The organism is Paenisporosarcina quisquiliarum (assembly GCF_027563315.1).
Taxonomy (GTDB): Bacteria; Bacillota; Bacilli; order Bacillales_A; family Planococcaceae; genus Paenisporosarcina; species Paenisporosarcina quisquiliarum.
Genome location: NZ_JAMKBJ010000003.1, coordinates 1 through 25,460, shown reverse-complemented (window position 1 = coordinate 25,460; position 25,460 = coordinate 1). Strand labels below are relative to the sequence as shown.

Here is a 25,460-nt window from a genome sequence, read left to right as displayed (position 1 = left end):
CTCGTCGCAAAATGTAGAGCTGCTTCTGCGGTTACTCGTCGCAAAATGCAGAGCTAAGAAATTTGGCAACGCCTCCGTGACCAACATCCTGTTGGCCCGCAGCTGGCGTTTCGTCCGCGGAAAGCGAAAGAAATAGCCGACCACCTTTTTTAATTGAGTGTAAAGAAGAAAGTTCGAATTCTTAAACTTGTATATTAATCTAAGTTAGGTTTGTTTAAATAGGTTTACATTGCTGTCTTTCTTCCCAAATAATGATACTTTGCAATCATCAAAGTTACCTTGCAGGTACATTTTTTTTACTTTTTGAACCTTAACTTCTATTCTTTATATTCGCGCATATAGTAGAAAAAAAGCGCGAGGTGAAGAATATATGACTCAAGTTAAAAGAAAAGATCAATGGACTGCAGAGGATGATCATAAATTAGCAACTACTGTGTTGGAGATAGTAAAAAACGGAGGCACACAAATTCATGCATTTGAAGTGGCAGCTGAAAAACTATCTCGAACGAAACAGGCTTGTGGGTTTCGCTGGAATAAAACACTGAGACATACGTATGGACAGGACTTGAACCATGCAAAACAAAAATACCAACATCCCATGCATACACACTTAAAACAAGCGATGTCTAGCTATGAGGAATTACTGGAAGCGCATGATAGACTTCAAAAAGAACATGCACAATTAAAAACCTTCGTTCAGCAAATTCAACGTGTATGTCTGGAAAGTCCGTTTAATAGCCAAAAAAATTAATATATAAAAAGACCGTTTCTTTTAGGATTACATCTTAAAATAGACGGTCATTTTTATATTTGTTTGTGTAGTTTGAATATTTCTTCATTCAAAGGTTGAAATCGTTTTCATCTTTCGTATAGACTATTAAAGATGGGGTTTCATGTTTGAACAGCATAGGGGGACTACATATGAAGAAAGTTTTAATAGCAAACAGGGGAGAAATTGCACGTCGAATTATCGAAACATGTAAGAAATTACATATTGAAACAGTAGCAATTTATGCCGAAGCGGATGCAGAATTGCCATATGTTAAAGAAGCGGATTCAGCCTTCTTGATCGGACCGAGTCAAGTTCAGCAGTCTTATTTAAAAGTGGATGACATTTTAGCCTTGGCTAAGCGTGAAGGGGTTGACGCAATTCATCCAGGATATGGACTACTTTCAGAGAATGCGAGTTTTGCACGGAAGATTGAAGAAGAGGGCATGATTTTTATTGGACCGAAGCCAGAAACAATCGATAAAATGGGCGATAAAATCGGTTCCCGTCAAACGATGCAGGCGGCCGGTGTTCCTGTAGTACCTGGAACGGATGAAGGTGTGCTAACGCTGGAAGATGCATTGGAAGAAGCACGAAGAATTGGTTATCCGATTATGCTAAAAGCAAGCAGTGGTGGAGGCGGAATAGGTATGATTCGCTGTGACGATGAGCAAGCGCTCAGTCAGAATTTTGTCTCCGTGAAAACACGTGCAAAAGCATACTTCGGAGATGACGTTGTCTTTTTGGAAAAATATATTTCTGGCGGACGTCACATTGAAGTACAGATTTTTGGTGACACCCAAGGGAATATTGTTCATTTGTTTGAACGGAATTGTTCCGTACAACGAAGAAATCAAAAAGTTATTGAAGAGTCACCATCACCGAATTTCCCGCAAGCTGCACGTGAAAAGTTGCTTCAAGCAGCTGTTGATGCTGCAAAAGCTGTAAATTATCGCAATGCAGGCACTGTGGAATTCATTGTGGATGAAAATAATGATTTTTACTTCCTTGAAATGAATACACGACTTCAAGTGGAACATCCAGTTACGGAAGCTGTTACTGGCTTTGATTTAGTGGAATGGCAATTACAGGTGGCAAAAGGGGAATCACTTCCGATTATAAATCAGTCAGAGATCCAGTCATCTGGACATGCACTGGAATTCCGTATTTACGCAGAAGATCCGAAGACATTCTTCCCTTCACCAGGAAAAATCAGCAGATTGGACTGGGGTTCGTTGGAAGGCATTCGTATTGATGCCGGTTACGAAGAAGGAAATTCAGTGACACCGTTCTATGACCCGATGATTGCAAAAGTAATCATTCAGTCAGATTCCCGTGAGCAGGCAGTAAAAAAAGCTCAGCAATTCTTTTCATCTGTTACGATTGAAGGAGTTAAAACGAATGTTGCATTGTTCCAGCAGTTTTTAGGGGCAGATGCATTTATGAATGGAACGTATACAACAGCGGTATTACCACAATGGCTTGAACAACAAAAGGAGGAAAAATAACATGAAACAAATTCACTCAACAATGGCAGGTACGGTATTTAACATCACAGTACAAGAAGGCGAAGAAGTAACTGCAGGACAAACGGTTATGATTTTAGAATCGATGAAAATGGAAATTCCAGTTGAAGCTGAAACAGCTGGTAAAATCGCGAAAATTGATGCTCAAATCGGTGATTTCGTAAACGAAGGCGATGTACTTGTAACATTCGAGTAAAAATTACAAGGGGTAAGAGGGATTGAAACAAAGGGGGTAACATACATGACGGTAAAAACAACATACAACGAACGCCTGGAAGAAAAGTTGTCTAGTATTTTTGCAGGTGGTCATTCAAAATATCATGAAAAAATGAAAGAGCAAAATAAATTATTCGTCCGCGATCGTTTAGCTTTGCTGTTTGATGACGGTGAATATTTGGAAGATGGTCGATTTGCAAATTGTGAAGCAGGTGACTTACCTGCAGATGGCGTTGTAACAGCAACAGGTAAAGTCGGTGGCCAACAAGTTTGCGTGATGGCAAATGATTCGACAGTAAAAGCGGGCTCATGGGGATCCCGTACGGTTGAGAAAATCATTCGCATTCAGGAAATTGCTGAGAAAAACCGAGTGCCGATGCTTTATTTGGTCGATTCTGCAGGAGCGCGAATTACCGACCAATTAGACATGTTCCCGAATCGACGTGGAGCAGGTAAGATATTCCACAATCAAGTTCGTATGTCTGGATTTGTTCCGCAAATCTGCTTGTTATTCGGTCCATCAGCTGCAGGTGGTGCTTACATTCCTGCATTTTGCGATATCGTTATCATGGTAGAAGGAAATGCCTCCATGTACTTAGGCTCACCGCGAATGGCTGAAAAAGTAATCGGTGAAAAAGTGACGTTGGAAGAAATGGGTGGCGCACGCATGCACTGTTCAGTTAGTGGATGTGGAGATGTATTAGTATCTACAGAACAAGAAGCCATTTCAGAAGCTAGACGTTATTTAGCTTACTTCCCTGCGAACTATACGGAAATGCCAAAAGTGGTGGAACCTAAAGCGGCAAAAGAAGGACGTACACTGGAAGCAATTATTCCTGAAAATCAAAATGCTCCTTTCGATATGTATGAAGCGATTGATCAATTAATTGATGAAGGATCATTCTTTGACATTAAGAAATTGTTTGCACCTGAAATCATCACGGGACTTGCGCGAATTGAAGGTCAGGCCGTGGGAATTATTGCGAACCAACCGAAAGCAAAAGGTGGCGTGTTATTCGTTGATTCCGCTGACAAAGCTGCGAAATTCATCAATTTGTGTGATGCTTTTGGAATTCCATTGTTGTTCCTTGCAGACGTACCTGGATTTATGATTGGTACAAAAGTTGAGCGGGCTGGCATCATTCGCCATGGTGCCAAACTGATCATGGCCATGAGTTCTGCTACCGTGCCTAAAATTTCGGTTATTGTGCGTAAAGCATATGGAGCTGGATTATATGCAATGGCAGGTCCTGCTTTTGAACCGGATGTGTGTATCGCATTGCCGACTGCTCAAATCGCTGTAATGGGTCCTGAAGCTGCAGTTAATGCAGTATTCTCAAACAAAATTGAAGCAATCGAAGATCCAAAAGAACGTTTGAAATTCGTTCAGGAAAAACATCAGGAATATAAAGAGCAAATTGATATTTACAAATTAGCTTCCGAAATGATTATTGATGAGATTGTTTCACCAAGTAATTTACGAGAAGTTCTGGCGATGCGTTACCGTGCCTATAGTACGAAACATATTCCACAACCACCTCGTAAACATCCAGTTTATCCAGTATAATTATTTGAAAGACGAAAGGTCTGCCGTTTGTTGGTAGGCCTTTTCTTATACAATCGATAAGCTTAAAGTAACAGTCTTGCAATAATAGCGCATTGCGCTTTTCATTTGGGAGTTGAATGTTAATTGAAAGTAGTCATCGTCGGAGCAGGGGCAATTGGTTTACTGATTGGCTCATACGCAAGTGAGCAAAAACATGAAGTTACGTACATAACTAGAACAACTAAACAAGCTGAAATTCTTAATAAAGAAGGAATAACACGCATTCAACCTGATGGTGGGACCTTGAAAACAAAAGTTTTTGCCAGTACAGAATTCAATCAAGCTCCTACTGATGCATTATGGATTATTGCGGTGAAGTATCATCATTTATCTACTCTTCAAGTGGAGTTGAATTCTTTACCTGAAACAACAGCGCTTCTGTTTATTCAAAATGGCATTGCTCACTTACAGTGGATTGACCAATTTAAACATCATCCTATTTATATCGCGACAATTGAACATGGTGCCATGAAAAAGGATTCAACAACAGTTGTGCATAAAGGAATCGGCGTCACAAAAATTGCTCCATACATAAAAAATACAAGTCAATTGGACTTCACTATATTTCAGTCCGATTCGTTTCAAATCGAGTTGGCGGAAGATGCTTATGGAATTGTATTAAGAAAAGCTATATTAAACGCTTGTATTAATCCAATCACCGCAATTTTACAAATAAAAAATGGGGACCTCCTTTCAAACACCCATGCCTTTGAGCTAATGAAAACAGTATTCAGTGAGTTAGAAAATGCTTTTCCGGAGATATCGAATTTACTGTCCTTTGAAGAAGTCAAAGCACTTTGTTTCAAAACTTCGAAAAACAATTCTTCTATGTTACAGGATCGACTTAATCGTCGTACGACTGAGATTGAACCAATCGTAGGAGCCTTGCTTCAACTGGCTGTGGGTAGGAAAAAAGATTTGCCTGTTCTGCGAACGCTCTATCATTTCGTGTTGGCATTTGATGAGAAGGGTGAGGTTCATGAATAATATAATTCAAGCAACTATTAGTTTCCTCATCGTATTTCCTATTTTCATGTTTATTGTGGTTTATATCATCTCATTGAAACTAACAAAGAAAACATCGAGAGCTTTTGGACATGCAGCCGATATAACTACTTTTCTTCTATTTATGGCTGTCCCAGTCGCTATAAAGTCTTTGTTTCAAATACAGGTGATGGGAGTTGTTCTGAGTTTTGCCATAATAACGAGCGTCCTCTTGACAATTTTGGAATGGAAGTCAAAGAAGGAGATTGAATTAATCCCTTTGCTCCGTAAAATTTGGAGGTTCTTGTTTTTGGTTCTCAGTTTTGCCTACTTTATTGTCTGGTGTGTTGGGCTCGTATTAAAAGTGATGGAATTCATGAATTAATCCATGTAAGTCGTTTGTTTTTCCAGGCGTGCCATCAAATGATATACTCGATTTGTATTTAGAAGCAAAAGGGGTTACCACGATGATATATGACCAAATTAATCAACCAAATAGCAGTCCTTTTATGGCTGATTTCTATTCGCAAAAGGAAGACCTTTCTACCTTTTTTCATTACTTGCCGAATCAGAGATCTTTTGAGAATCGGGCAAAGACATTAAAATCGCACCGAGTAGATAGAACACAACTGACAAAAGTAATCCGCGAATATATGGCGAATCTAACTCATAGCGAAAAAGTGGACACGCATTTAAAAGAGTTGGAAGAGAATGCGCTAGTCGTTATCGGTGGACAGCAAGCGGGATTATTGACCGGTCCTCTCTATTCCGTACATAAAGCGATTTCAATCGTGATCATGGCGAAGCAGCAACGTGAAGCATTAGGTATTCCAGTCGTGCCCGTTTTCTGGATTGCTGGAGAAGACCATGACCTAGATGAAATCAACTCGACTTTCACGCCTCAACGTGGAAGTTTAATCAAAACAACCTATAACGATCGACCGAATCGCAAGCAAATGGCGTCAGAAAGTATGCTTGAGACTGAAAAATTACAATCCTTTATTCAGGACGTCTTTAAACAATTCACTGAAACGGTTTACACGAAAGAAATGCTTCAAAAGTATTTGAAAATTGCCGATCAAGTTTCAACGTATAGTCAATTTTTCACCGTCATGATGCATGATTTTTTTGCAAATGAAGGTTTATTAATGATTGACGCCGCATACGAATCTCTTCGACGTTATGAATCTCCCTATTTTGAGAAGATGATAGAACAGGCTCCAGAAATTGCAACACTAGTTGTCGACCAAGAAACTCGTTTTCAACAAGCAGGTTATGGACAACCTATACAAGCTTCGAGCGACAGTGCCAACTTGTTCTTCGTAGAAAATGGAGAACGCTTTTTATTGAAACAGGTGGATGGAGTATTTCATAATGAAGCCGCGGGTCTCTCTTTTACAAAACATGAATTACTGGACATTGCCAAAAATCATCCCGAACGATTGAGTAATAATGTTGTAACACGACCGTTAATGCAGGAAATGGTGTTTCCTGTTTTAGCATTCATTGGTGGTCCGGGCGAACTTGCGTATTGGGCAACATTCAAAACGATGTTCGAACATTTTGATATGGAATTACCTGTTATCGTACCTCGTTTATCTATTACGATTATTGACAGAAAATCCAAACAGTATTTGGATGAGCTTGGTCTGCCACTAGAAAGTGTTTTCGATGGACAACTGCAATTGCATAAGCAAACATTCATGGATGATGTTAAAGATGATGTTGCGGAAGAAATGATTCTAGAAATCCAAAAAACATTGGTTGCGCAATACGGAAAACTTGCCGATCATTTAGCATCAACACAATCAGCTTCGGCATTTTCCGTTCTAACTGAAAAAAATTTACAAATTCATGAAAAACAATTTACTTACTTAAGCCGTAAAATAGAGGATGCCAATTTGTTGCGTCACGATGTGAAGCTTCGAAAATACAATCATATTGAAGGGTTTATTTTCCCAGAGTATACCTTACAAGAACGATGGTTTAGCCCATTATTATTTTTAAATGAAGTGGGTCCTACCTTAATAGATGATCTTTTATCTCAACCGTTTGAATTTAACGGAAAACATAAAGTCATTTCGTATTAATACTTAAAGCCGTCTCAGTTTATTGAGACGGCTTTTTTCTATGGGATAAAAGGTTTTTCGGCTGGTTCAACAAGTACTATTTACACATTTCTTTATGTAATGAAAAAAAAATATAAAAATGGTGGAGGAAAGTGGGGGGATGTGGTACATTTATGACAATAAGTGGGGTGAGTAGCATGTTCATGGGAGAATATCAACATAGTGTTGATGCGAAGGGCCGTCTTATTATACCGGCAAAATTTCGTGAGCACCTTGAAGAGACATTTGTTATTACAAGAGGTCTTGATAACTGCTTATTCGGCTATCCTATGAATGAATGGCGAAAACTCGAAGAAAAATTAAAAGCTCTCCCTGTGACTAAAAAAGATGCTCGTGCATTCACGCGATTCTTCTTTTCAGGTGCAACGGAAGTAGAAATCGATAAACAAGGCAGAATTAATATCCCAAGTACATTACTGTCCCATGCAAATGTGGAAAAAGAATGTATCGTACTGGGAGTTTCAAATCGTATTGAGATTTGGGCAAAAGATTCTTGGACATCTTATTTCGATGAATCCGAGGACTCATTTAACGACTTAGCTGAAAACATGATTGGCTTTGATATTTAAGGGAAGAAGGCTAAGAACGCGACATCGTGTCGCGATGCCTTCATGACCCACATCCTGTGTGCCCATGCGGAGCAGGGTGTGCTTGGCCGACACCGGCGCTGGAAAGGCCGAATTGGAAACCTGTTTTCCAATGAGGACTTGAAGCTTAGGTGCGGCCAACCCTGAGGAGCTAGACATTACTAACAATTTTAGGAGGACGAACCATTGTTCAACCATACAACCGTATTGCTTCATGAAACCGTTGACGGATTGAACATTCGTCCAGATGGTACATATGTTGATTGCACCCTTGGTGGAGCGGGACATAGTGAATATTTAGTTCAACAGTTAAATGATCGAGGAAGATTGATTTGCTTTGATCAAGACACCATTGCAATTGAAAATGCGAAAATTCGTCTGGCGGACCATCTTCATAAAATAACGTTCGTGCATGCGAATTTCCGCTATATAAAAGAAAAGTTACATGAACTTGGTATTGAGAAAGTGGATGGCATTCTTTATGACCTAGGTGTATCATCACCTCAGCTCGATACACCAGAACGTGGATTCAGTTACAACCATGATGCACCGTTGGACATGCGTATGGATACGTCAGCGCCACTTTCGGCCTATCACGTTGTGAACGAATGGGAATTTAATGATTTGGTTCGTATTTTTTACCGATATGGTGAAGAAAAATTCTCTAAACAAATCGCCCGCAAGATTGAAGAGGCGAGAAATCATGCACCAATTGAAACAACTGGGCAACTTGTTGAATTGATTAAAGATGGGATACCAGCTCCTGCAAGAAGAAAAGGTGGTCATCCTGCGAAACGCGTTTTCCAGGCGATTCGAATCGCTGTTAATGATGAACTGGGAGCGGCCGAACAATCACTTCAAGATGCACTTGAACTGCTTGCATTAAATGGACGTATCAGCGTCATCACTTTCCACTCACTGGAAGACCGCATTACGAAAACCATTTTCAAAGAAGCAGCCTCATATCCGGATTTACCACCTAATTTACCAGTCATTCCAGAAGGCATGGAACCTATGTTGAAATTAGTGACAAGAAAACCGATATTACCAAGTGAAGAAGAATTACTTCACAATAATCGCTCTCGATCAGCGAAACTACGTATCGCTGCAAAAATAAAGGATGAAGGACGTGTCTAAATGGCAATGCACGCAAGAACACAATCAACTTACATAAAGCAGCCTGTCGTTAACCCACAGCCTGCCATCCAACCGGCAATTAAACCGGAACGAAAAATTTTTACTAAAGGTGAAAAGATTCTTTTCGCAGCGTTTTTATCAATTGTTGCATTGTTTTGCGTGATGATTTTACAGACACAGGCGAGCATACATGCTTCATCACAAGACATACGTGCAATTGAACAACAAATTGATGAAACGAAAAAACAGAATACGGATTTGTCCATTCAAGTAAGTGAGCTATCAAAATATGAACGCGTTTGGGAAAAAGCTAAAGAACTCGGCTTGAAATTGAACGATAAAAACGTCAAGGTAGTATCGGGACAATGAAGAAGAAATTTAGATTTCAATGGGGAGCCTTTCTGATGTTTTTGTTCTATGGAGGGCTCTTTTTTCTATTGTTGTCACGGATGGTTTTTATCCAAGTCACGGGAGAAGCGGATGGACAAGCGCTTGCAGCAAAAGCTGCTGCTAAATATGAAAGAGAACAAGTGATAAATTCAAGTCGGGGTAAAATACTCGATAAACACGGAGAAGTTATTGCTGAAGATACTTTGAGCTATCGATTAGTGGCGGTTCTAAGCCCAGAAGCAACATCAAATGCCAAAAATCCGAAACATGTAAATGATGTAGAGAAAACTGCTAGTGTGCTAGCTGAATACATTCCCTTGTCAAAAGAGAAATTAGTTGAACGATTATCTAAAGAAGGGGTTTATCAAGTTGAATTTGGTTCAGCAGGCAGGGATATCAGTCATGAAGTTATGACGAAAATCACGGAGCACAAACTGCCCGGTCTTGTTTTTGTCAGAGATTTAAAACGCTTTTACCCTGGTGGCACGTTTGCATCTCATTTAATCGGCTTTGCAGTTAAAGAAGAACAAGAACCCGGGCAATTCCAGACAGTGGGGAAAATGGGTCTTGAATCAATCTATAACAAACAATTAACAGGTAAAAATGGAAAAGTGCAATATGAAAGTGATTTATGGGGGTATTTATTGCCTAATTCAGAAGAAATGGTGACACCTGCACAGGATGGATACAATATTCATCTAACGCTTGATAAAACTGTTCAAAACTTCCTTGAAGATGCCATGAGTCGCGTGGAGGAACAGTATAAACCAGAAAAAATTGTGGCGATGGTCGCTGATCCTAAGACTGGTAAAATTTTGGCCATGAGCCAGCGTCCTTCCTTTGATCCAGAAACGCGTGAAGGGCTAACAACAAATTGGTTGAATGAAACAATCGAAAATACAATTGAACCTGGTTCGACGATGAAAACATTTACGGTCGCTGCTGCCATGGAAGAGGGCAAATGGGATCCAAACGCTTGGTACAAATCAGGACAATACACATTAATTGACCGCACCATTCGTGACCACAACCGCACTGGATGGGGCTCAATTACGTATGAAGAAGGATTCCAACGTTCTTCAAACGTTGCGATGGCTTATTTACTTGAGAGACTTGGCGACACTGCTTTTCTTGAATACCTGGACAAATTCGGGTTTGGAAAGAAAACAGGCATTGACCTGCCAAATGAAGCAAGTGGAAAAATTATTAGTAAATGGCCGATTGACCGACTTGTTTCTACGTTTGGTCAAGGATCTACGGTGACTCCTATGCAACTGATCCAAGCTGAGACGGCCATTGCAAATGATGGAACCATGATGAAACCATATGTAATTGAAAAAATAGTAAACCCATCTACAAATGCCGTCATGCATGACTCAAAACCTGAGAAGGCTGGCAAACCCATTTCTGCTGAAACCGCCAAAAAAATGAGGGATTTATTGGCCTCTACGGTTACGGATGAAGCGGGTACTGCTAAACGATTTAAACTGACGGATTATACGGTTGCAGGAAAAACGGGTACTGCCGAAATTCCTGACAAGGATGGATTCTATCAAAAAGGTTATGAAAATTATTTGTATTCTTTCTTAGGTATGGCACCAGTTGAAGATCCTCAACTTGTCGTGTATGTAGCGGTATCTAAACCGAAGTTGAAAGACACCGAAGTCGGGTCCATACCTGTTTCGGAAATATTCAAATCAGTGACTGAAAACAGTTTGAAATACATGAATATTAAGCCTCAGCAAGTGAAGTCCATTCCCACAGTGAAATTACCAAAAGTGGAAGACAAAAATGTTGCGATGGCTCAAAGTGTTATGCTTGAACATAAGATGAATGCAGTGACTATAGGTGGAAATGGAAAAGTGCAAGAACAGTTCCCAGCTGCAGGTACTGAAATTCTTCCTGGCAGTCTGGTGCTCTTAAAAACAGAAGGTCCAATCACGATTCCTGACTTCACGAATTGGTCGAAACGTCATGTATGGGTATACCAAATGCTTTCGGGATTAAATATCGAAGTTGTCGGGGAAGGGTATGTCGTAAGTCAAAGTGTTTCCAAAGGTTCTGTTGTGAACGCACAAAACCCAATTGTGATTAAATTGGAAACACCCGAAGAAACTAATAAAAAAAAGAAACAGCCACCAGTTAAAGATGGAGAAGAAACACTCCCACAAGATTAAATTTTGAATAGGCACTCCATTCTTATCATAAGTTGTTAAAAAACAAGGTGTGGTTAAATGAAGGCTGGAGTGCCTCATCAATTGAAAATCAGAGTTCGGACTATGGTGCTTCTCTTTTTTTGCTTAAGTATTGCATCATTGGGGAAATTGATTTACATGCAGTTTTTCCAATATGAATGGCTTACAGAAAAAGCAGAAGAGAATTGGGATCGTGAAATTCCATTTTCACAGACTAGAGGCAATATTCGGGACCGTGATGGTGAATTAATTGTAGGAAGCAAGTTGGCACCGACGCTATATTTTATGCCCGCTCAAAATGAAGATGTTGAAACCGCCGCTGCAAAACTGAGCAAAGCTTTAAACATCGACGAAGAGAAACTGGTTGAGCAGATGAGTAAAAAGACATTTCTGATTAAACTGGCGCCAGCAGGAAAGAACATTGAGCTCGGAAAAGCGATTGAGATCCAATCATTAAAAATTCCGGGTTTGTACACTGGGGTTGACTATGTACGTGACTATCCCCATGATGAACTACTGTCGCGTCTTCTGGGGTTCACTGGTTACGATCACCAAGGTTTGGCAGGAATTGAATATCAGTACAATGAATTTTTGACATCTACTGAATCAACCCTAAGATTATTTACCGACGCCAAGGGTCAATCCTTGCCACATGTAAATGATGAATGGGGAAAAGGGAAAGACGGTTCAACAGTCGACCTGACAATCGATTTAGATGTGCAGCAGGTGATGGAACGCGAACTTTCACAAGCAGTAAAGAAATACGATGCAGATCAGGCAATGGGCATTGCCATGAATCCCAAAACTGGGGAGATATTGGGTTTAGCTTCGTTTCCGACTTTCCATCCTTTACAATATGACAAAGTGAGCCCAAGCGTATATAATCAAAACTTGCCGGTCTCAATGACTTTTGAGCCTGGTTCAACATTTAAAATCATTACGCTTGCTGCTGCGCTTGAAGAAGGAAAAGTGGACTTGCACAAAGAATCCTTTTATGATCCAGGTTATGCATTAGTGGAAGGCGCAAGATTGCGGTGCTGGAAAAGGGAAGGGCATAAGCATCAGAGTTTTTTGGAAGTAGTTGAAAACTCTTGTAACCCAGGATTTATTGAACTTGGTCAACGAGTTGGACGTGAGAAACTTTCTGCATACATACGAGATTTTGGATTTGGGAAAAAAACAGGATCCTCCATCGCAGGAGAATCCACAGGAATTTTGTTTTCAGAGGAAGCTTACGGACCAGTTGAGCACGCAACCACCTCTTTTGGGCAAGGAATTTCTGTAACACCCATTCAACAAGTTCAGGCAGTTTCCGCAGCCGTCAATGGCGGTACTCTGTTCCAACCGTATGTCGTGAAACGAATCTACAATGAGCAAACCAATGAATTAATAAAAGAAAATAAACCGACAAAAGTAAGACAGGTTATTTCTGAAGAAACATCCAAACAAGTTCGCGAAGCTTTGGAATCTGTAGTGGCAAATGGTTCAGGTCGAAATGCGTTCCGTGACACGATGCGCATTGGAGGGAAAACAGGTACTGCTCAGAAGGCCGTGAATGGCCGCTATGTAGAAGGGCAATACATTGTTTCATTTATTGGTTTTGCACCTGCTAATGACCCTGAAATCGTGGTATATGTAGCAATCGATAATCCGAAACATGTGTTACAGTTTGGAGGAGTCATTGCTGCGCCGATTGTCGGACAAATCATTGAAGATAGTGCACCTTTTATTGGTTTCAAACACAACAAAGATCAACTCGAAAAAGAGTATCGCTGGGGTGATGCATTACAACAGCATGTTCCTGAACTAGTAGGTCTCGATAAAAATAAAGTTGTGAAAATGGAAGAGCCTTTCAGAATTGAATGGCACGGGACAGGAAATAAAATCATATCTCAACTTCCAAAAGCAGATAGTTTACTATCTGTAGACGGCACGATTCATTTATACTTAGGTGAATAATAGTAATAACGACAACCATCGTTTATTTGAAGGAGAATACATATGACACTCGCAACAACACTTATGATTGTAGGGATAGGCTTTTTCCTTACGGTATTATTGACACCACTTTTCATCCCGGCACTGAAACGGATGAAGTTTGGTCAAAGTATCCGTGAGGAAGGTCCTCAATCCCATATGAAAAAAGCAGGCACACCTACCATGGGCGGACTGGTATTTATTGTTTCCATTGTCCTCACAACGTTAGGCGTTGCTTTTTATTTGGAAATGCTGACTACGCAAACGATTGTATTAGTCATCGTGTTTGTTGGTTTTGGACTAATTGGGTTTTTGGATGACTTTATTAAAGTTGTTTTAAAAAGAAATTTAGGCTTAACGTCAAGACAAAAGCTTATTGGGCAAATTATTATCGCGGTTGCTTCATTCTTCTTGATTAAACAAGGTCCATTTGAAACGACAGTTGGTATTCCTTTTACAGACTGGTCTATGGATCTTGGCATCGCTTATGTATTATTCATGGTTTTCTGGCTTGTTGGTTTCTCCAATGCAGTGAATTTGACTGACGGATTGGATGGTTTGGTTTCAGGAACAGCTTCAATCGCGTTTACGACATTTGGCGTATTGGCTATGTATTACAATCAGCAAGATATTGCGATTTTCGCATTTGCCGTAACTGGCGCACTGCTAGGCTTTTTAATTTTCAATGCAAATCCCGCTAAATTATTTATGGGGGATACAGGTTCTCTGGCACTTGGGGGAGCTCTTGCGATGGTTTCGATTTTGGTTAAGCAAGAACTTTTGCTGTTGCTTGTGGGAATCATTTTCGTTGCAGAGACACTTTCTGTTATTTTGCAAGTCATCAGTTTTAAAACAACTGGTAAACGGATATTTAAAATGAGTCCACTTCATCACCATTTCGAATTATCGGGTTGGTCTGAATGGAAAGTTGTCGTCGTATTTTGGTCTACAGCATTCCTCGCAGCCTTTATTGTCGTTATGATGGAGGTATTATAAATGAAACACATTACACAATTTACATCTAAAAAAGTACTTGTGCTCGGTCTTGCAAAAAGTGGGGTCGCTGCTGCAGAGCTTCTGCACAAATTAGGTGCGTTTGTTACCGTTAACGACGCTAAACCTTTTGAAGAAAGTCCGGATGCACAGAATTTATTGAGCAAAGGAATCACCGTGATTTGTGGAAGACACCCCGAGGATTTGTTGGACGAAGGATTTGAATATGTCATTAAAAATCCAGGTATTCCTTATCGTAACCCAATTATCAGTGACGCCATTTCCCGGGGAATACCGGTTTGGACAGAAATAGAGCTGGCTTATTTAATCAGTGAGGCTCCATTTATAGGAATTACCGGTTCAAATGGTAAAACAACCACCACCACTTTACTTTTCCATATGCTTAATCAAGGCGGTCAAAAACCATTGATTGCAGGTAATATCGGAACGGTGGCATGTTCAGTTGCTCAAGAAGCGCAAGAGGACCAGGTCATTGTAACGGAATTATCATCATTTCAATTAATGGGAATTGATCAATTCAAACCTAAAATCTCGATTCTTACAAACTTGTATGAGGCACATCTAGACTATCATGGGTCATTCGAAGAGTATGGGGATGCAAAATTTGCAGTCACTAAAAATCAGAAATCCGAAGATATTTTTATCTACAATGCAGATCAACCAGCCGTGGTTCAATATGCAAACAAGACGAATGCAAAACTTTTGCCGTTTTCGACTAAAGGTCGTAAACAGGAAGGAATCAGTGCCGATGCTGAGCGAATCTATTGGCTCGGTGAACCCTACCTAGAAAGAAAATCCATAGCTTTGCCGGGAGAACATAATCTTGAGAACATTTTGGCTGCAGTTGCTACTTCCATCTTGATGTCATGTCCAAAAGAAACAATTGAGCATGTTTTGACGTCCTTTACAGGAGTGAAACATCGTACACAATTCGTTCGTGAATGGAAGCAACGCAAATTCTTTAACGATTCTAAAGCTACAAACACACTAGCGACTAAGAGTGCACTTGCGGCATTCAATGAACCTATTATCTTAATTGCCGGTGGATTGGATCGCGGACATTCATTTGAAGAGATGCGTGATTATATGGGGAACGTGAAGGCCATTGTGTCATTTGGTGAAACGGCTGATCGTCTCATTGAATTTGCCAAATCATGCGGTGTTGAAGGTTTGGAAAAAGTAGAAAATATTCAGCAAGCCGTTAAAATCGCAACCAAATTCTCTCAGCCACATGATGTGATTCTACTTTCACCAGCATGCGCAAGCTGGGATCAATATGCAAACTTTGAGTTACGTGGAGACGATTTTATAGAAGCAGTCTTTCAAATTAACTAATAAGAATAACAGATGAAGGGATGCCAAAACTGCAGAATAAACCGACTAATGTTTTTCTGTTTACTAGTTTACTATTAACGGTCATTGGTTACTTTTTTGTATACTCTGCCGGCTCTTACTGGGGGAAAGTACATTACCAGGACAGTTTGCCATTCTTCTGGAAACAAGCGATGTATGGAACGTTAGGTATGTTGTGTGCTTTGGCTATGTCTAAAATGACATTCCTAACCAATCGTAAGTTCTGGAAGCTAGCGTACATTCTGTCCATTCTCCTGCTTTTCTCTGTCTATATTCCAGGCCTTGGAATTGTCAGAAATGGATCACAAAGCTGGATTCAAATTGCTGGTTTCAGCCTGCAACCTGCAGAATTCGTTAAGATTTCAGTCATTGGATTTCTTGCATGTATGTTGGCACAAAAGTCAACAGGTCTCAAAAGAAGATACATCCAGCCGATTCTGGTTTGCTTGGTGCCAGCTGGTATCATATTGGTCCAGCCGGACTTCGGTTCTGCTTTTCTATTAATTGTCGGTGGCTTTTCCCTGTTGTTTATCGCCGGATTTCCGGTACGGTTCTTTGTAGCCATCGGTTCGATGGGAGTACTGGCACTTGCTGGTTTAATCATTTCGGCTCCATACCGATTAAAACGGATTTATGCGTTTCTGGATCCATGGGAAGATGCATTGAACAGTGGATTTCAAGGGACGCAATCCCTAATGGCAATTGGACCATCTGGACTGTTTGGACATGGCTTCGGTCAGAGTCGACAGAAGTTTCTATATTTGCCTGAACCTCAAAATGATTTCATTTTCTCGATTATCGTGGAAGAAATGGGCTTTATCGGTGCCTTCTTATTGATTGGATTATTCTGCCTTTTCTTATACACAGGTTATCGTTTAGCTGTTTTGGCACCAACCAAAGTAGGTTTTTATGCAATTGCAGGGATTCAATCCATGATTGGTTTCCAAATATTTTTAAATATTGGGGTAGTCATTGGCTTATTTCCTGTTACAGGAGTAACATTGCCATTCATTAGTTATGGTGGATCGTCTTTACTTTCAACCTGGCTCATTGTCGGGCTCATTCTTCGATTTTCAAAAGACTGATAGATTAGGAAAGGAGTGAATAACGTGGATAAAATCATCGATATTGAAGACCGTATACCAACGCTGAGAGAGCGCAGAAAAAAGAGAACAAACCGCAAGTTCACGTTATTACTCGTCATTTTCCTATTTACTTTACTTGGTCTCCTCTACTTTCAATCTCCTTATAGTCATGTTCAAAGTATTGTCGTAAAAGGGGCTAACTTGGCGACCGGTGACGAATATATTGAACGAACTGGTATTCAAGAAGGCCAATCCATGTGGGAAATTCGGACAAGCAATGCTGAAGAAATTTTACTTAAAAATGATTGGCTTCAAGATGTTACGGTTAAGAGAACTGGATTAACTTCCGTAACTATTGAAGTAACAGAATGGAAAAAAGCTGCCTATATTCAATCAGAAGGAGGCTTTGACCTGGTGCTTGAAAATGGGACAGTGTATCATTCTACACAAAAAATGGCACCTGTTGATGCTCCTGTATTAAATTCTTTTGAAAATCCGAAAGCACTGAATCGAATGGTTAAGGAACTTGCTAAACTAAAAGGTGAAGTGCTGTCTATGATTTCGCAAATTGAATCTGTACCGTCTAAGTCAGATCCATACAGAATTCGATTATTCATGAATGATGGGTTTGAAATCAGGGCAGTTATTCCGTCTTTTGCTGAAAAGATGAATTATTATCCCTCGATCATTGCGCAAATAGGAGAATCTGAAAAAGGTGTCATAGACATAGAAGTGGGTTCATTTTTTCAGACTTATGTAGATATGTATAATCCGCAACCTAAGGAGGAGGAGGAAGTTGAAGAAACTTCAGAATAAACCTGATCGCTCGGTTGTGAACAAACGCATTATTTTTTCGTTAGTATGCCTTGTACTAGGCTTTATATTAGCCTATTCCTATAGTTTATCCAGCAGCAAGAAAATAAGCGGTGAGCCAACCAACAGCAAATTTTTCGAACAAGAAGAACGCTATCGAGAAGATCTAATTCAGCAGAAAGAACGAAACAAAGAGTTGGAAACCGAATTAGTGGCGAGACAACAACAAGTCCGAGAGATTGAAAAATCGCTCTCAGGAAGTGAAGAGCAATACGAGAGTCTGATACAAGAAGCAGAAGATTTACGCCTACTGCTTGGCGTTCTACCTTCTACAGGTACAGGAGTTAAAGTTCAATTGGAAGATGCAGAATATGATCCGGCGTCTGTCAATCCAAATGATTATATTGTTCATGAAAGTCATGTATTCCAAGTACTGAATGAAATGAAAATATCCGGAGCACAAGCAATAGCCATCAATGGCCAACGCTTAAAAGCCAACTCCTACATAAAATGCAATGGACCTGTCATTACGGTTGATGGCAAGCAATTCCCTGCTCCATTCGTCATCGAAGCAATTGGTGATCCATCTGTATTAGTACCATCGCTTAAACTAACAGGTGGCGTATTGGATCAGCTCGTCAACGATAATATTGTCGTAACAATCGAAGAAAAATCAAAACTAGAAATGCCATCGCTTTAAGAAAAGCGGAAAGCGCCACTCTAGCCTGACTCCAGCGCTGGAAGAAAGGTCCCCTTTGCGACGAGTAACCGCAGGAGCAAGGCCCCCTTTGCGACGAGTAACCGCAGGAGCAAGACCCCCTTTGCGACGAGTAACCGCAGGAGCAAGGCCCCCTTTGCGACGAGTAACCGCAGGAGCAAGGCCCCTTTGCGACGAGTAACCGCAGGAGCACCCCGATTCGAGAGCTTGCTTTCGCATGAGGGTCTGAAGCTAAGGTGTGGGCTGGCGCTTGGAGCTAGACATAGAAAATTCTCGCAGGGTATGGAAAGCATGGACAACCTCTTTACATGAAAGGAAGGAGCGGTTCGATGAAACAAGGCGTTTATGTCCGCTTCACGTTTATCTTATTAATTGTAGGTTTTATGGTTGCGGTACAATACAATACGGTTCAAAAACCAGAGTCACGGGATACCCGAGACATTTGGGAAATCAGACAGGAACTTTCAGCAGAAAAACAATTGCACTCAGAACTTTTGTCGGATATTAGAGAGGTCAATGAGACCATTACTAAGTACGAGAATTTGCAGTCGGAAAGCCCTGCACAAGCTTTAAACGAAACGCTTGAAACATTAAGAGAAAAAGCAGGATTGACTATAGTGACAGGTCCAGGACTTGAGTTGGTGATTGAACCTTCATTGGAAGGCATCGCACTTGGTGAAACTATTTCGGGAATCTCACCCGATTTACTAGTTCGTTTGCTTAATGAAATTAATCGTTTTAACGGACATGATGTTTCAATCGATGGAAAAAGAATCATTCATTCCTCGCCAATCAGAGATATAAATGGACAGACGACGGTTAATAGTTTAAATGTCCGAACGCCACCATTTAAAATCAGAATTGGAACCGAGACGATGGAGGATGCTGAAAAGCTTTACAACCATCTTCAATCTTCAATGATTGCAGATGACTTTTTCATCGATAACCTGACATTGACAATAGAGGAACCGAAAGATCAAATAAGCATTCCCGCCTATGATCAGCCGATTGAAAACAATTATTTGAAAAATACATCGAAAGGGGACTAACATATGTGGCTACCATTACTAGGATTAATCTTGGGAATATCTCTCGGATTACTAACGGATATTCAAATCCCTTCGGTGTATGAAAACTATTTATCCATAGCAGTTTTAGCAGCGCTAGACACTTTGTTTGGAGGGATTCGTGCCCAACTGCAACATGTCTATGACGATAAAGTATTTGTATCTGGATTTTTCTTCAATATTGCCTTAGCTGCAGGTCTTGCTTTTCTTGGGGTACATTTAGGCGTTGATTTGTATTTGGCAGCTATTTTTGCTTTTGGAGTAAGGCTTTTCCAGAATATAGCGGTCATTCGACGTATGTTATTAACAAAGTGGACTGAAAGAAAAGGGACTATTGACTAAAAAACAGTCGAATAGAAGGAAAATTTACAACTTTTAACGATTTTGCTTAGACAAGCTTGATAGAATGCAATAGAATGATGAGTAAAGAGTTGTTGAAGGAGGTGCCACGGATTGAATCAGACAGAATTATATGTTTCTCTTGATATAGGTTCTTCATCAATTAAGGTTCTTATTGGAGAGATGACGAATGGTTCCCTAAACGTCATTGGCGTTGGGAATGTTAAATCAAATGGAATTAGAAAAGGTGCAATTGTCGATATTGATGCGACCGTGCAGTCCATTAAAAAAGCAATTGACCAAGCTGAACGAATGATCGGAATGTCTATAAACGAAGTAGTATTAGGAATTCCTGCTAATCAAGCCATGTTGCATCATGTAAAAGGCGTGGTGGCAGTTAATAGTGAGAATCGTGAAATTACCGATGATGATTTGGATCGCGTGATCGATTCGGCACAAGTGATGTCAATTCCCCCTGAAAGAGAATTAGTCAATTTAGTGCCTAAACAATTTGTTGTGGATCATCTTGATGAAATTAAAGATCCACGCGGCATGATTGGCATCCGTCTAGAAATGGATGGAACCATGATGACGACATCGAAAACGATTTTACATAATGTTTTACGTTGTGTGGAGCGTGCGGGTCTTCAAATCCGTGAGATATATTTACAACCACTCGCTTCTGGCTATTTCGCTTTATCAGAAGATGAAAAAAATCATGGTACCGCATTCATCGATATAGGTGGCGGTTCAACTACGATTGCAGTATTCCAAGATGGTCATTTAACACACACATCAGTATTGCCTGTTGGTGGGGATCATTTGACAAAAGATTTATCTATTGTCCTGAAAACCCCGACTGAACAAGCGGAAAAAATTAAACATCAATATGGACATGCCTTTTATGATGATGCATCTGATGATGAATTGTTTGAAGTTCCTGTGATTGGTGCAGAAATGAAAGAACAATATAGTCAGAGATACATCTCAGAAATTATTGGCGTTCGTTTAGAAGAGTTATTTGAATTAGTCTTAGAGGAATTCTATCGCATGGGTCTTCAGGATTTACCAGGTGGCGTGGTCATTACAGGTGGCGTTGCAAAATTAGAAGGGCTTTCACAACTGGCTCGTCACATTTTGCAAACTCGCGTTAGACTATATACCCCTGAGTACATTGGAGTACGTGAGCCGGGTTACGCGACAGCAGTCGGGTTAATACGTTACGCTCATATGGAAGACCAGTTCTTTAACCGTTTCGGTGGAAACAGTGCTTTAGGTCAATCAAAAAAACCTGAACAACAATCGCCGGCTCCTAAAAAACAAAAACAACAAATGCAGACAAAAGAAGAAGACAAAGAAAGTGTTATGGGGAAAGCTCGCAAATTCCTCGATAAATTTTTCGAATAAAAAATGTAGAGACTAATTGTAATTGAAGGAGGAAATGCGATGTTGGAGTTTGATACAAGTGTAGACCAACTTGCCGTCATCAAAGTAATTGGTGTCGGTGGTGGCGGAAATAACGCTGTAAACCGTATGATTGAACACGGTGTTAAAGGTGTAGAATTTATTGCAGTTAATACAGATGCACAAGCATTGAATTTATCAAAAGCAGAAGTGAAGTTACAAATCGGCGCGAAATTGACGCGTGGACTTGGTGCTGGAGCTAATCCTGAAGTTGGTAAAAAAGCTGCTGAAGAAAGCAAAGAACAAATTGAAGAGGCTTTACGTGGAGCTGATATGGTTTTCGTTACTGCTGGTATGGGTGGCGGAACTGGTACAGGTGCAGCACCTGTCATCGCTCAAATCGCTCGTGAAATTGGCGCATTAACTGTTGGTGTTGTTACTCGTCCATTCACGTTTGAAGGCCGTAAACGTTCGACCCAAGCAATCGGCGGTATTGGCTCAATGAAAGAAGCAGTTGATACATTGATCGTTATTCCTAACGATCGCTTACTTGAAATTGTTGACAAGAACACACCGATGTTGGAAGCATTCCGTGAAGCGGATAATGTTCTTCGTCAAGGTGTACAAGGTATTTCGGATTTGATTGCAGTACCTGGATTGATTAACTTGGACTTTGCTGATGTGAAAACAATCATGTCCAACAAAGGTTCAGCACTTATGGGTATCGGTATTTCTTCTGGTGAAAACCGTGCTGCAGAAGCTGCGAAAAAAGCGATTTCCAGTCCTCTTCTTGAAACGTCAATTGACGGTGCAAAAGGTGTCTTGATGAATATTACGGGTGGTTCAAACCTAAGCTTATTCGAAGTACAAGAAGCGGCTGATATAGTTGCTTCTGCTTCTGATGAAGATGTTAATATGATCTTTGGTTCTGTAATCAATGATAATTTGAAAGATGAAATTATCGTAACAGTAATTGCTACTGGATTTAACGAGGAACAAATTACTCATCGTACAACAAGAAGCGGTGGATTTAGTGCAGGACGTGCTCAACAAGCTCAAACTCCTCAACAACCACAACATGTTCCAACTCGTGAATCTAGACGTGAAGAAGCACCTTCTTATCAACAAGACGCACCAAGAAGAGAGCAACAAACTTCACATCAAGAAGATACGTTAGACATTCCAACGTTCTTGCGCAATCGTCAAAAAAGAAACTAATATCGAAAAGTGAAGATGGCCACAGTGACCGCTCCCACGTTGTAGACAAGGATTCCTTGGCAATGTGTAACCGTACGTGCACTTTGGCCGTTTGAACTTAGACATAAAAAATATCATATTAAAAGTCCAGTTTAAGTAGCTTATATCGCTACTTAAATTGGGCTTTTTTTGTCGTAGATTTTTTTAATAGAGGAACAAGAACTGACAGGTTTTGCACCGGACAAGTGATACCGTATTTATAGGAGGTGAGAAAATGTATGCTGAAGTCTTGATCACGATTAATACACTCATTAATTTTTCATTGCTTTCCTTTTCAAACAAAATGGGTTCTTTTCATCAAAAGTCTTGGCGATTATGGCTCAGTGCATTTATTGGTGGAGTAAGTATTGTTCTATTTGGTGGTAGTTTCCTTTCAATCGTTGCAACCTTTGTCTTTATGACGACAATTGCTTTTGGAATGAATCGCTCCAATTGGATACTCGCCGCAACAAATACGTTAATAGGGGCACTATTTGCCGGCGGTTTACTGACTGTTATTCAACCACTCCTAGCTAATGCGAGCTGGTATGTAGTTTTGGTGGTTGCAGGCAGTGTTCTAGCTCTAAGTTTAACAGGGGTCCGGAAAAATTGGTTCCGTGTCAATCTGACTGCTCTGAAAGATTCGTATGTCGGTCAAGTTACCATTCGTCTTTTTCAACAAGAATTTCAACTCACCTCATATTCTGACACTGGCAACCAATGTATAGAACCGTTGTCAGGCAATCCTGTTCATTTTATTTCTGCTGAAAAAATGAAATCATACCTTCCAATGGATTTGTGGCAATACCTTCATGATTTTGAAGGAAGTTCATCAGAAAGTTTTAAAGATGTTCCTTTACCATTTCGCTCACAATTACGTTTAATTCGTCTCCAGACCGTCCAGAACGAATCGACGTGGGCTATTGGGATAAAAGTAGATCATATCCGTTTGAAAACCAATAAAGAGCAATTCTTGTCACCGTGTTATATCGTACTGACGAAAAACAGCAAACATTTTCCACGTCAAACAGATGTCATTTTGCATGCTTCAACATTATTCAGCTAATCATGGGAGGGCGAATGCTATGTTAATGAAAATTTGGAACAAACTGATTGCGCTTTGGAGTCGATGGCGTAGTAAAGGAACATACTATATTGGCGGCAGTGAGTCTTTACCACATCCAATGAATCGTGAAGAAGAAGCAAAAACCATTGAAGCATTTATGAATGGCAGTCTTTCTGCTCGAGATACACTGATTGAACGAAATTTGAGGCTTGTCGTATATATTGCAAGACGTTTTGAAAACACGGGTACACATATAGAAGATTTAATCAGCATTGGTTCCATTGGACTTATAAAAGCGATTGAAACTTTCAACACAGAAAAGAAAATCAAACTTGCCACTTATGCATCTCGCTGTATTGAAAATGAAATCCTGATGCACCTTCGCAAAACGAGTCGTTTAAAATCTGAAGTTTCTTTTGATGAACCATTGAACTCAGATGCAGATGGTAATGAATTATTGCTCTCGGATATTTTAGGCACGGACGAACATATTATCGCTGAAGATGTTGAGAAAAAGATTGAACGTCAATTTATGTTTTCGGCAATTGACTTGTTGGATAAACGGGAGAAATATATTATGGAATGTCGTTTTGGGTTAAATGGTCAGGAAGAGATGACACAAAAAGAAGTTGCGGATATGCTTGGAATTTCACAGTCTTATATTTCCCGATTGGAAAAGAAAATTATTCATGATTTGAGAGAAGAATTGAATCAACCAACAGCTTAATGGATGAAATTGGACGTATTTGATAACGCATAGTTTCTTTCGAGGCGGACACACTGATAAGAATCACAGTGTTAAACAGTTCGGAGGAAAAAGCGATGGTACGTACAAAAGTCGAATTATGCGGTGTAGATACGTCAAAGCTACCTGTTTTATCAAACGAAGTGATGACACAAACTTTTATAAGGTTACAAAGTGGAGATGAATCAGCAAAAGAAGAGCTAGTGATGGGGAACTTACGATTGGTTCTCAGCTTAGTCCAACGTTTTGCTTATCGTGGAGAACAGGCGGATGACTTGTTTCAAGTGGGCTGTATCGGCCTGATAAAATCTATTGAAAACTTTGATTTAAAACACAATGTGCGTTTTTCAACTTATGCTGTGCCTATGATAATCGGTGAAATCAGAAGACATTTGCGTGATCATCATCCAGTACGTGTATCTCGGTCTCTTCGTGATATTGCGTATAAGTCAATGAAAGCAAAAGAGCAGTACATTGCAGAACATTTGCATGAACCTACGTTACAGCAGCTGTCTGAGATGATTGATATTCCCCATGAAGATATTCTATTTGCTTTGGATGCCATTCAGGAACCCATTTCGTTACAGGAGCCGATTTATCACGACGGGGGAGACCCAGTCTTTATGCTCGATCAGTTAAAAGATGAGCAAGTATCCGAAGAGTCCTGGTCCACTTATGTTTTCATGAAAGAAAGCATAAGCAAGTTGGATATTCGGGAGCAAAAAATATTGGCTAAACGGTATTATTACGGTGAGACCCAAACTGAAATAGCCAAAGAACTGGGTATTTCCCAGGCTCAGATTTCAAGGCTGGAGAAACATGCAATTCGTGTCATTAAAGAAGAATACAACATCGATTATCGATGAAACACCGAGGGGTTCCCTCAAAAGTCATAGAAAAATGACTTTTGAGGATAGCTCCTCTTTTCAAATTTAAAATGGCTCTGTACAAAATAACGCTGTGGATTTCCGTTTCATGCGGACGCTTTCCGCGGGCGGTCCGTGAGCCTCCCTCTATGAATGTTGCTATATCAACGCTTAAACTATCTTTGGAGTGATGAAAAATATTTTCATCACTCTTTTCTTTGAACTCTTTTCTAATAAT

25 protein-coding genes are annotated in these 25,460 nt (G+C 40.2%); 24 read left to right on the top strand and 1 reads right to left on the bottom strand.

Features of this window, described 5'->3' with window-relative positions:
• The first annotated feature begins 370 nt into the window (after positions 1-370).
• From M9R32_RS04350 to sigG, 24 genes are all read left to right on the top strand, one after another.
• A complete protein-coding gene (locus M9R32_RS04350; protein ID WP_269925511.1) occupies positions 371-751 on the top strand; it encodes a transcriptional regulator in 381 nt (126 codons plus the stop codon).
• A gap of 170 nt (positions 752-921) precedes the next feature.
• On the top strand, positions 922-2,277 hold the full coding sequence (locus M9R32_RS04345) for an acetyl-CoA carboxylase biotin carboxylase subunit (RefSeq protein ID WP_269925510.1): 1,356 nt from the start codon (positions 922-924) through the stop codon (positions 2,275-2,277).
• Between the two features lies 1 nt (position 2,278).
• Positions 2,279-2,491, top strand: a complete 213-nt coding sequence (locus M9R32_RS04340; RefSeq protein WP_269925509.1) for an acetyl-CoA carboxylase biotin carboxyl carrier protein subunit — start codon at positions 2,279-2,281, stop codon at positions 2,489-2,491.
• A gap of 45 nt (positions 2,492-2,536) precedes the next feature.
• Positions 2,537-4,078 (top strand): acyl-CoA carboxylase subunit beta, encoded by a 1,542-nt coding sequence (locus M9R32_RS04335; protein ID WP_269925508.1) that lies wholly within the window; start codon positions 2,537-2,539, stop codon positions 4,076-4,078.
• A 123-nt stretch (positions 4,079-4,201) separates the two neighbouring features.
• A complete protein-coding gene (locus M9R32_RS04330) occupies positions 4,202-5,104 on the top strand; it encodes a 2-dehydropantoate 2-reductase (RefSeq protein WP_269925507.1) in 903 nt (300 codons plus the stop codon).
• On the top strand, positions 5,079-5,486 hold the full coding sequence (locus tag M9R32_RS04325) for a DUF3397 domain-containing protein (RefSeq protein WP_336282687.1): 408 nt from the start codon (positions 5,079-5,081) through the stop codon (positions 5,484-5,486). The genes M9R32_RS04330 and M9R32_RS04325 overlap by 26 nt, the downstream gene beginning before the upstream one ends.
• Before the next feature lie 82 nt (positions 5,487-5,568).
• Entirely contained in the window at positions 5,569-7,191 is a 1,623-nt protein-coding gene (gene bshC / locus M9R32_RS04320) for a bacillithiol biosynthesis cysteine-adding enzyme BshC (protein ID WP_269925505.1), read from the top strand.
• Between the two features lie 176 nt (positions 7,192-7,367).
• Positions 7,368-7,799: a division/cell wall cluster transcriptional repressor MraZ gene (gene mraZ / locus M9R32_RS04315; protein ID WP_036659407.1), complete on the top strand. Its 432-nt coding sequence runs from the start codon at positions 7,368-7,370 to the stop codon at positions 7,797-7,799.
• A gap of 204 nt (positions 7,800-8,003) precedes the next feature.
• The gene (rsmH, locus tag M9R32_RS04310; RefSeq protein ID WP_269925504.1) at positions 8,004-8,954 is read left to right on the top strand and encodes a 16S rRNA (cytosine(1402)-N(4))-methyltransferase RsmH; all 951 of its coding nucleotides are present in this window, start codon (positions 8,004-8,006) and stop codon (positions 8,952-8,954) included.
• Entirely contained in the window at positions 8,955-9,323 is a 369-nt protein-coding gene (gene ftsL, locus M9R32_RS04305; RefSeq protein WP_269925503.1) for a cell division protein FtsL, read from the top strand. It abuts the gene before it with no gap.
• A 68-nt stretch (positions 9,324-9,391) separates the two neighbouring features.
• Positions 9,392-11,521 (top strand): penicillin-binding transpeptidase domain-containing protein, encoded by a 2,130-nt coding sequence (locus M9R32_RS04300; protein ID WP_472924564.1) that lies wholly within the window; start codon positions 9,392-9,394, stop codon positions 11,519-11,521.
• A gap of 57 nt (positions 11,522-11,578) precedes the next feature.
• Positions 11,579-13,498, top strand: coding sequence for a penicillin-binding transpeptidase domain-containing protein (locus tag M9R32_RS04295; protein WP_269925501.1), 1,920 nt, complete (start codon positions 11,579-11,581; stop codon positions 13,496-13,498).
• Positions 13,499-13,540: 42 nt separating this feature from the next.
• On the top strand, positions 13,541-14,512 hold the full coding sequence (gene mraY / locus M9R32_RS04290; RefSeq protein WP_269925500.1) for a phospho-N-acetylmuramoyl-pentapeptide-transferase: 972 nt from the start codon (positions 13,541-13,543) through the stop codon (positions 14,510-14,512).
• Entirely contained in the window at positions 14,513-15,865 is a 1,353-nt protein-coding gene (gene murD, locus M9R32_RS04285; RefSeq protein ID WP_269925499.1) for a UDP-N-acetylmuramoyl-L-alanine--D-glutamate ligase, read from the top strand. It abuts the gene before it with no gap.
• 20 nt (positions 15,866-15,885) lie between these two features.
• Positions 15,886-16,968, top strand: coding sequence for a putative lipid II flippase FtsW (ftsW, locus tag M9R32_RS04280; RefSeq protein WP_269925498.1), 1,083 nt, complete (start codon positions 15,886-15,888; stop codon positions 16,966-16,968).
• A 24-nt stretch (positions 16,969-16,992) separates the two neighbouring features.
• Positions 16,993-17,784 (top strand): cell division protein FtsQ/DivIB, encoded by a 792-nt coding sequence (locus M9R32_RS04275; RefSeq protein WP_269925497.1) that lies wholly within the window; start codon positions 16,993-16,995, stop codon positions 17,782-17,784.
• Positions 17,765-18,481: a DUF881 domain-containing protein gene (locus tag M9R32_RS04270; protein WP_269925496.1), complete on the top strand. Its 717-nt coding sequence runs from the start codon at positions 17,765-17,767 to the stop codon at positions 18,479-18,481. The genes M9R32_RS04275 and M9R32_RS04270 overlap by 20 nt, the downstream gene beginning before the upstream one ends.
• Positions 18,482-18,828: 347 nt before the next feature.
• Positions 18,829-19,548, top strand: coding sequence for a DUF881 domain-containing protein (locus M9R32_RS04265; protein ID WP_269925495.1), 720 nt, complete (start codon positions 18,829-18,831; stop codon positions 19,546-19,548).
• Between the two features lie 3 nt (positions 19,549-19,551).
• Positions 19,552-19,908, top strand: a complete 357-nt coding sequence (locus tag M9R32_RS04260; protein ID WP_269925494.1) for a small basic family protein — start codon at positions 19,552-19,554, stop codon at positions 19,906-19,908.
• Between the two features lie 111 nt (positions 19,909-20,019).
• Positions 20,020-21,312 (top strand): cell division protein FtsA, encoded by a 1,293-nt coding sequence (gene ftsA, locus M9R32_RS04255; RefSeq protein ID WP_269925493.1) that lies wholly within the window; start codon positions 20,020-20,022, stop codon positions 21,310-21,312.
• Positions 21,313-21,351: 39 nt separating this feature from the next.
• Positions 21,352-22,527: a cell division protein FtsZ gene (ftsZ, locus tag M9R32_RS04250; RefSeq protein ID WP_269925492.1), complete on the top strand. Its 1,176-nt coding sequence runs from the start codon at positions 21,352-21,354 to the stop codon at positions 22,525-22,527.
• A gap of 253 nt (positions 22,528-22,780) precedes the next feature.
• Entirely contained in the window at positions 22,781-23,611 is an 831-nt protein-coding gene (locus M9R32_RS04245; protein ID WP_269925491.1) for a sigma-E processing peptidase SpoIIGA, read from the top strand.
• A 19-nt stretch (positions 23,612-23,630) separates the two neighbouring features.
• Positions 23,631-24,338, top strand: a complete 708-nt coding sequence (sigE, locus tag M9R32_RS04240) for an RNA polymerase sporulation sigma factor SigE (protein WP_269925490.1) — start codon at positions 23,631-23,633, stop codon at positions 24,336-24,338.
• Between the two features lie 95 nt (positions 24,339-24,433).
• Positions 24,434-25,222, top strand: a complete 789-nt coding sequence (gene sigG / locus M9R32_RS04235) for an RNA polymerase sporulation sigma factor SigG (RefSeq protein WP_269925489.1) — start codon at positions 24,434-24,436, stop codon at positions 25,220-25,222.
• Here sigG and M9R32_RS04230 read toward each other — a convergent pair.
• Positions 25,191-25,460, bottom strand: a 270-nt coding sequence (locus M9R32_RS04230) for a hypothetical protein (protein WP_269925488.1), incomplete at its 5' end; no start/stop codon positions are given. The two genes, sigG and M9R32_RS04230, sit on opposite strands and share 32 nt — an antisense overlap.

Excerpts from the sequence above, each read along its gene's own strand:
- M9R32_RS04350 (WP_269925511.1), top strand. The coding sequence starts at position 371 with ATGACTCAAGTTAAAAGAAAAGATCAATGGACTGCAGAGGATGATCAT.
- M9R32_RS04345 (WP_269925510.1), top strand. The coding sequence starts at position 922 with ATGAAGAAAGTTTTAATAGCAAACAGGGGAGAAATTGCACGTCGAATT.
- M9R32_RS04340 (WP_269925509.1), top strand. The coding sequence starts at position 2,279 with ATGAAACAAATTCACTCAACAATGGCAGGTACGGTATTTAACATCACA.
- M9R32_RS04335 (WP_269925508.1), top strand. The coding sequence starts at position 2,537 with ATGACGGTAAAAACAACATACAACGAACGCCTGGAAGAAAAGTTGTCT.
- M9R32_RS04325 (WP_336282687.1), top strand. The coding sequence starts at position 5,079 with ATGAGAAGGGTGAGGTTCATGAATAATATAATTCAAGCAACTATTAGT.
- bshC (WP_269925505.1), top strand. The coding sequence starts at position 5,569 with ATGATATATGACCAAATTAATCAACCAAATAGCAGTCCTTTTATGGCT.
- mraZ (WP_036659407.1), top strand. The coding sequence starts at position 7,368 with ATGTTCATGGGAGAATATCAACATAGTGTTGATGCGAAGGGCCGTCTT.
- ftsL (WP_269925503.1), top strand. The coding sequence starts at position 8,955 with ATGGCAATGCACGCAAGAACACAATCAACTTACATAAAGCAGCCTGTC.
- M9R32_RS04295 (WP_269925501.1), top strand. The coding sequence starts at position 11,579 with ATGAAGGCTGGAGTGCCTCATCAATTGAAAATCAGAGTTCGGACTATG.
- mraY (WP_269925500.1), top strand. The coding sequence starts at position 13,541 with ATGACACTCGCAACAACACTTATGATTGTAGGGATAGGCTTTTTCCTT.
- murD (WP_269925499.1), top strand. The coding sequence starts at position 14,513 with ATGAAACACATTACACAATTTACATCTAAAAAAGTACTTGTGCTCGGT.
- ftsW (WP_269925498.1), top strand. The coding sequence starts at position 15,886 with ATGCCAAAACTGCAGAATAAACCGACTAATGTTTTTCTGTTTACTAGT.
- M9R32_RS04265 (WP_269925495.1), top strand. The coding sequence starts at position 18,829 with ATGAAACAAGGCGTTTATGTCCGCTTCACGTTTATCTTATTAATTGTA.
- M9R32_RS04260 (WP_269925494.1), top strand. The coding sequence starts at position 19,552 with ATGTGGCTACCATTACTAGGATTAATCTTGGGAATATCTCTCGGATTA.
- ftsZ (WP_269925492.1), top strand. The coding sequence starts at position 21,352 with ATGTTGGAGTTTGATACAAGTGTAGACCAACTTGCCGTCATCAAAGTA.
- M9R32_RS04245 (WP_269925491.1), top strand. The coding sequence starts at position 22,781 with ATGTATGCTGAAGTCTTGATCACGATTAATACACTCATTAATTTTTCA.
- sigE (WP_269925490.1), top strand. The coding sequence starts at position 23,631 with ATGTTAATGAAAATTTGGAACAAACTGATTGCGCTTTGGAGTCGATGG.
- sigG (WP_269925489.1), top strand. The coding sequence starts at position 24,434 with ATGGTACGTACAAAAGTCGAATTATGCGGTGTAGATACGTCAAAGCTA.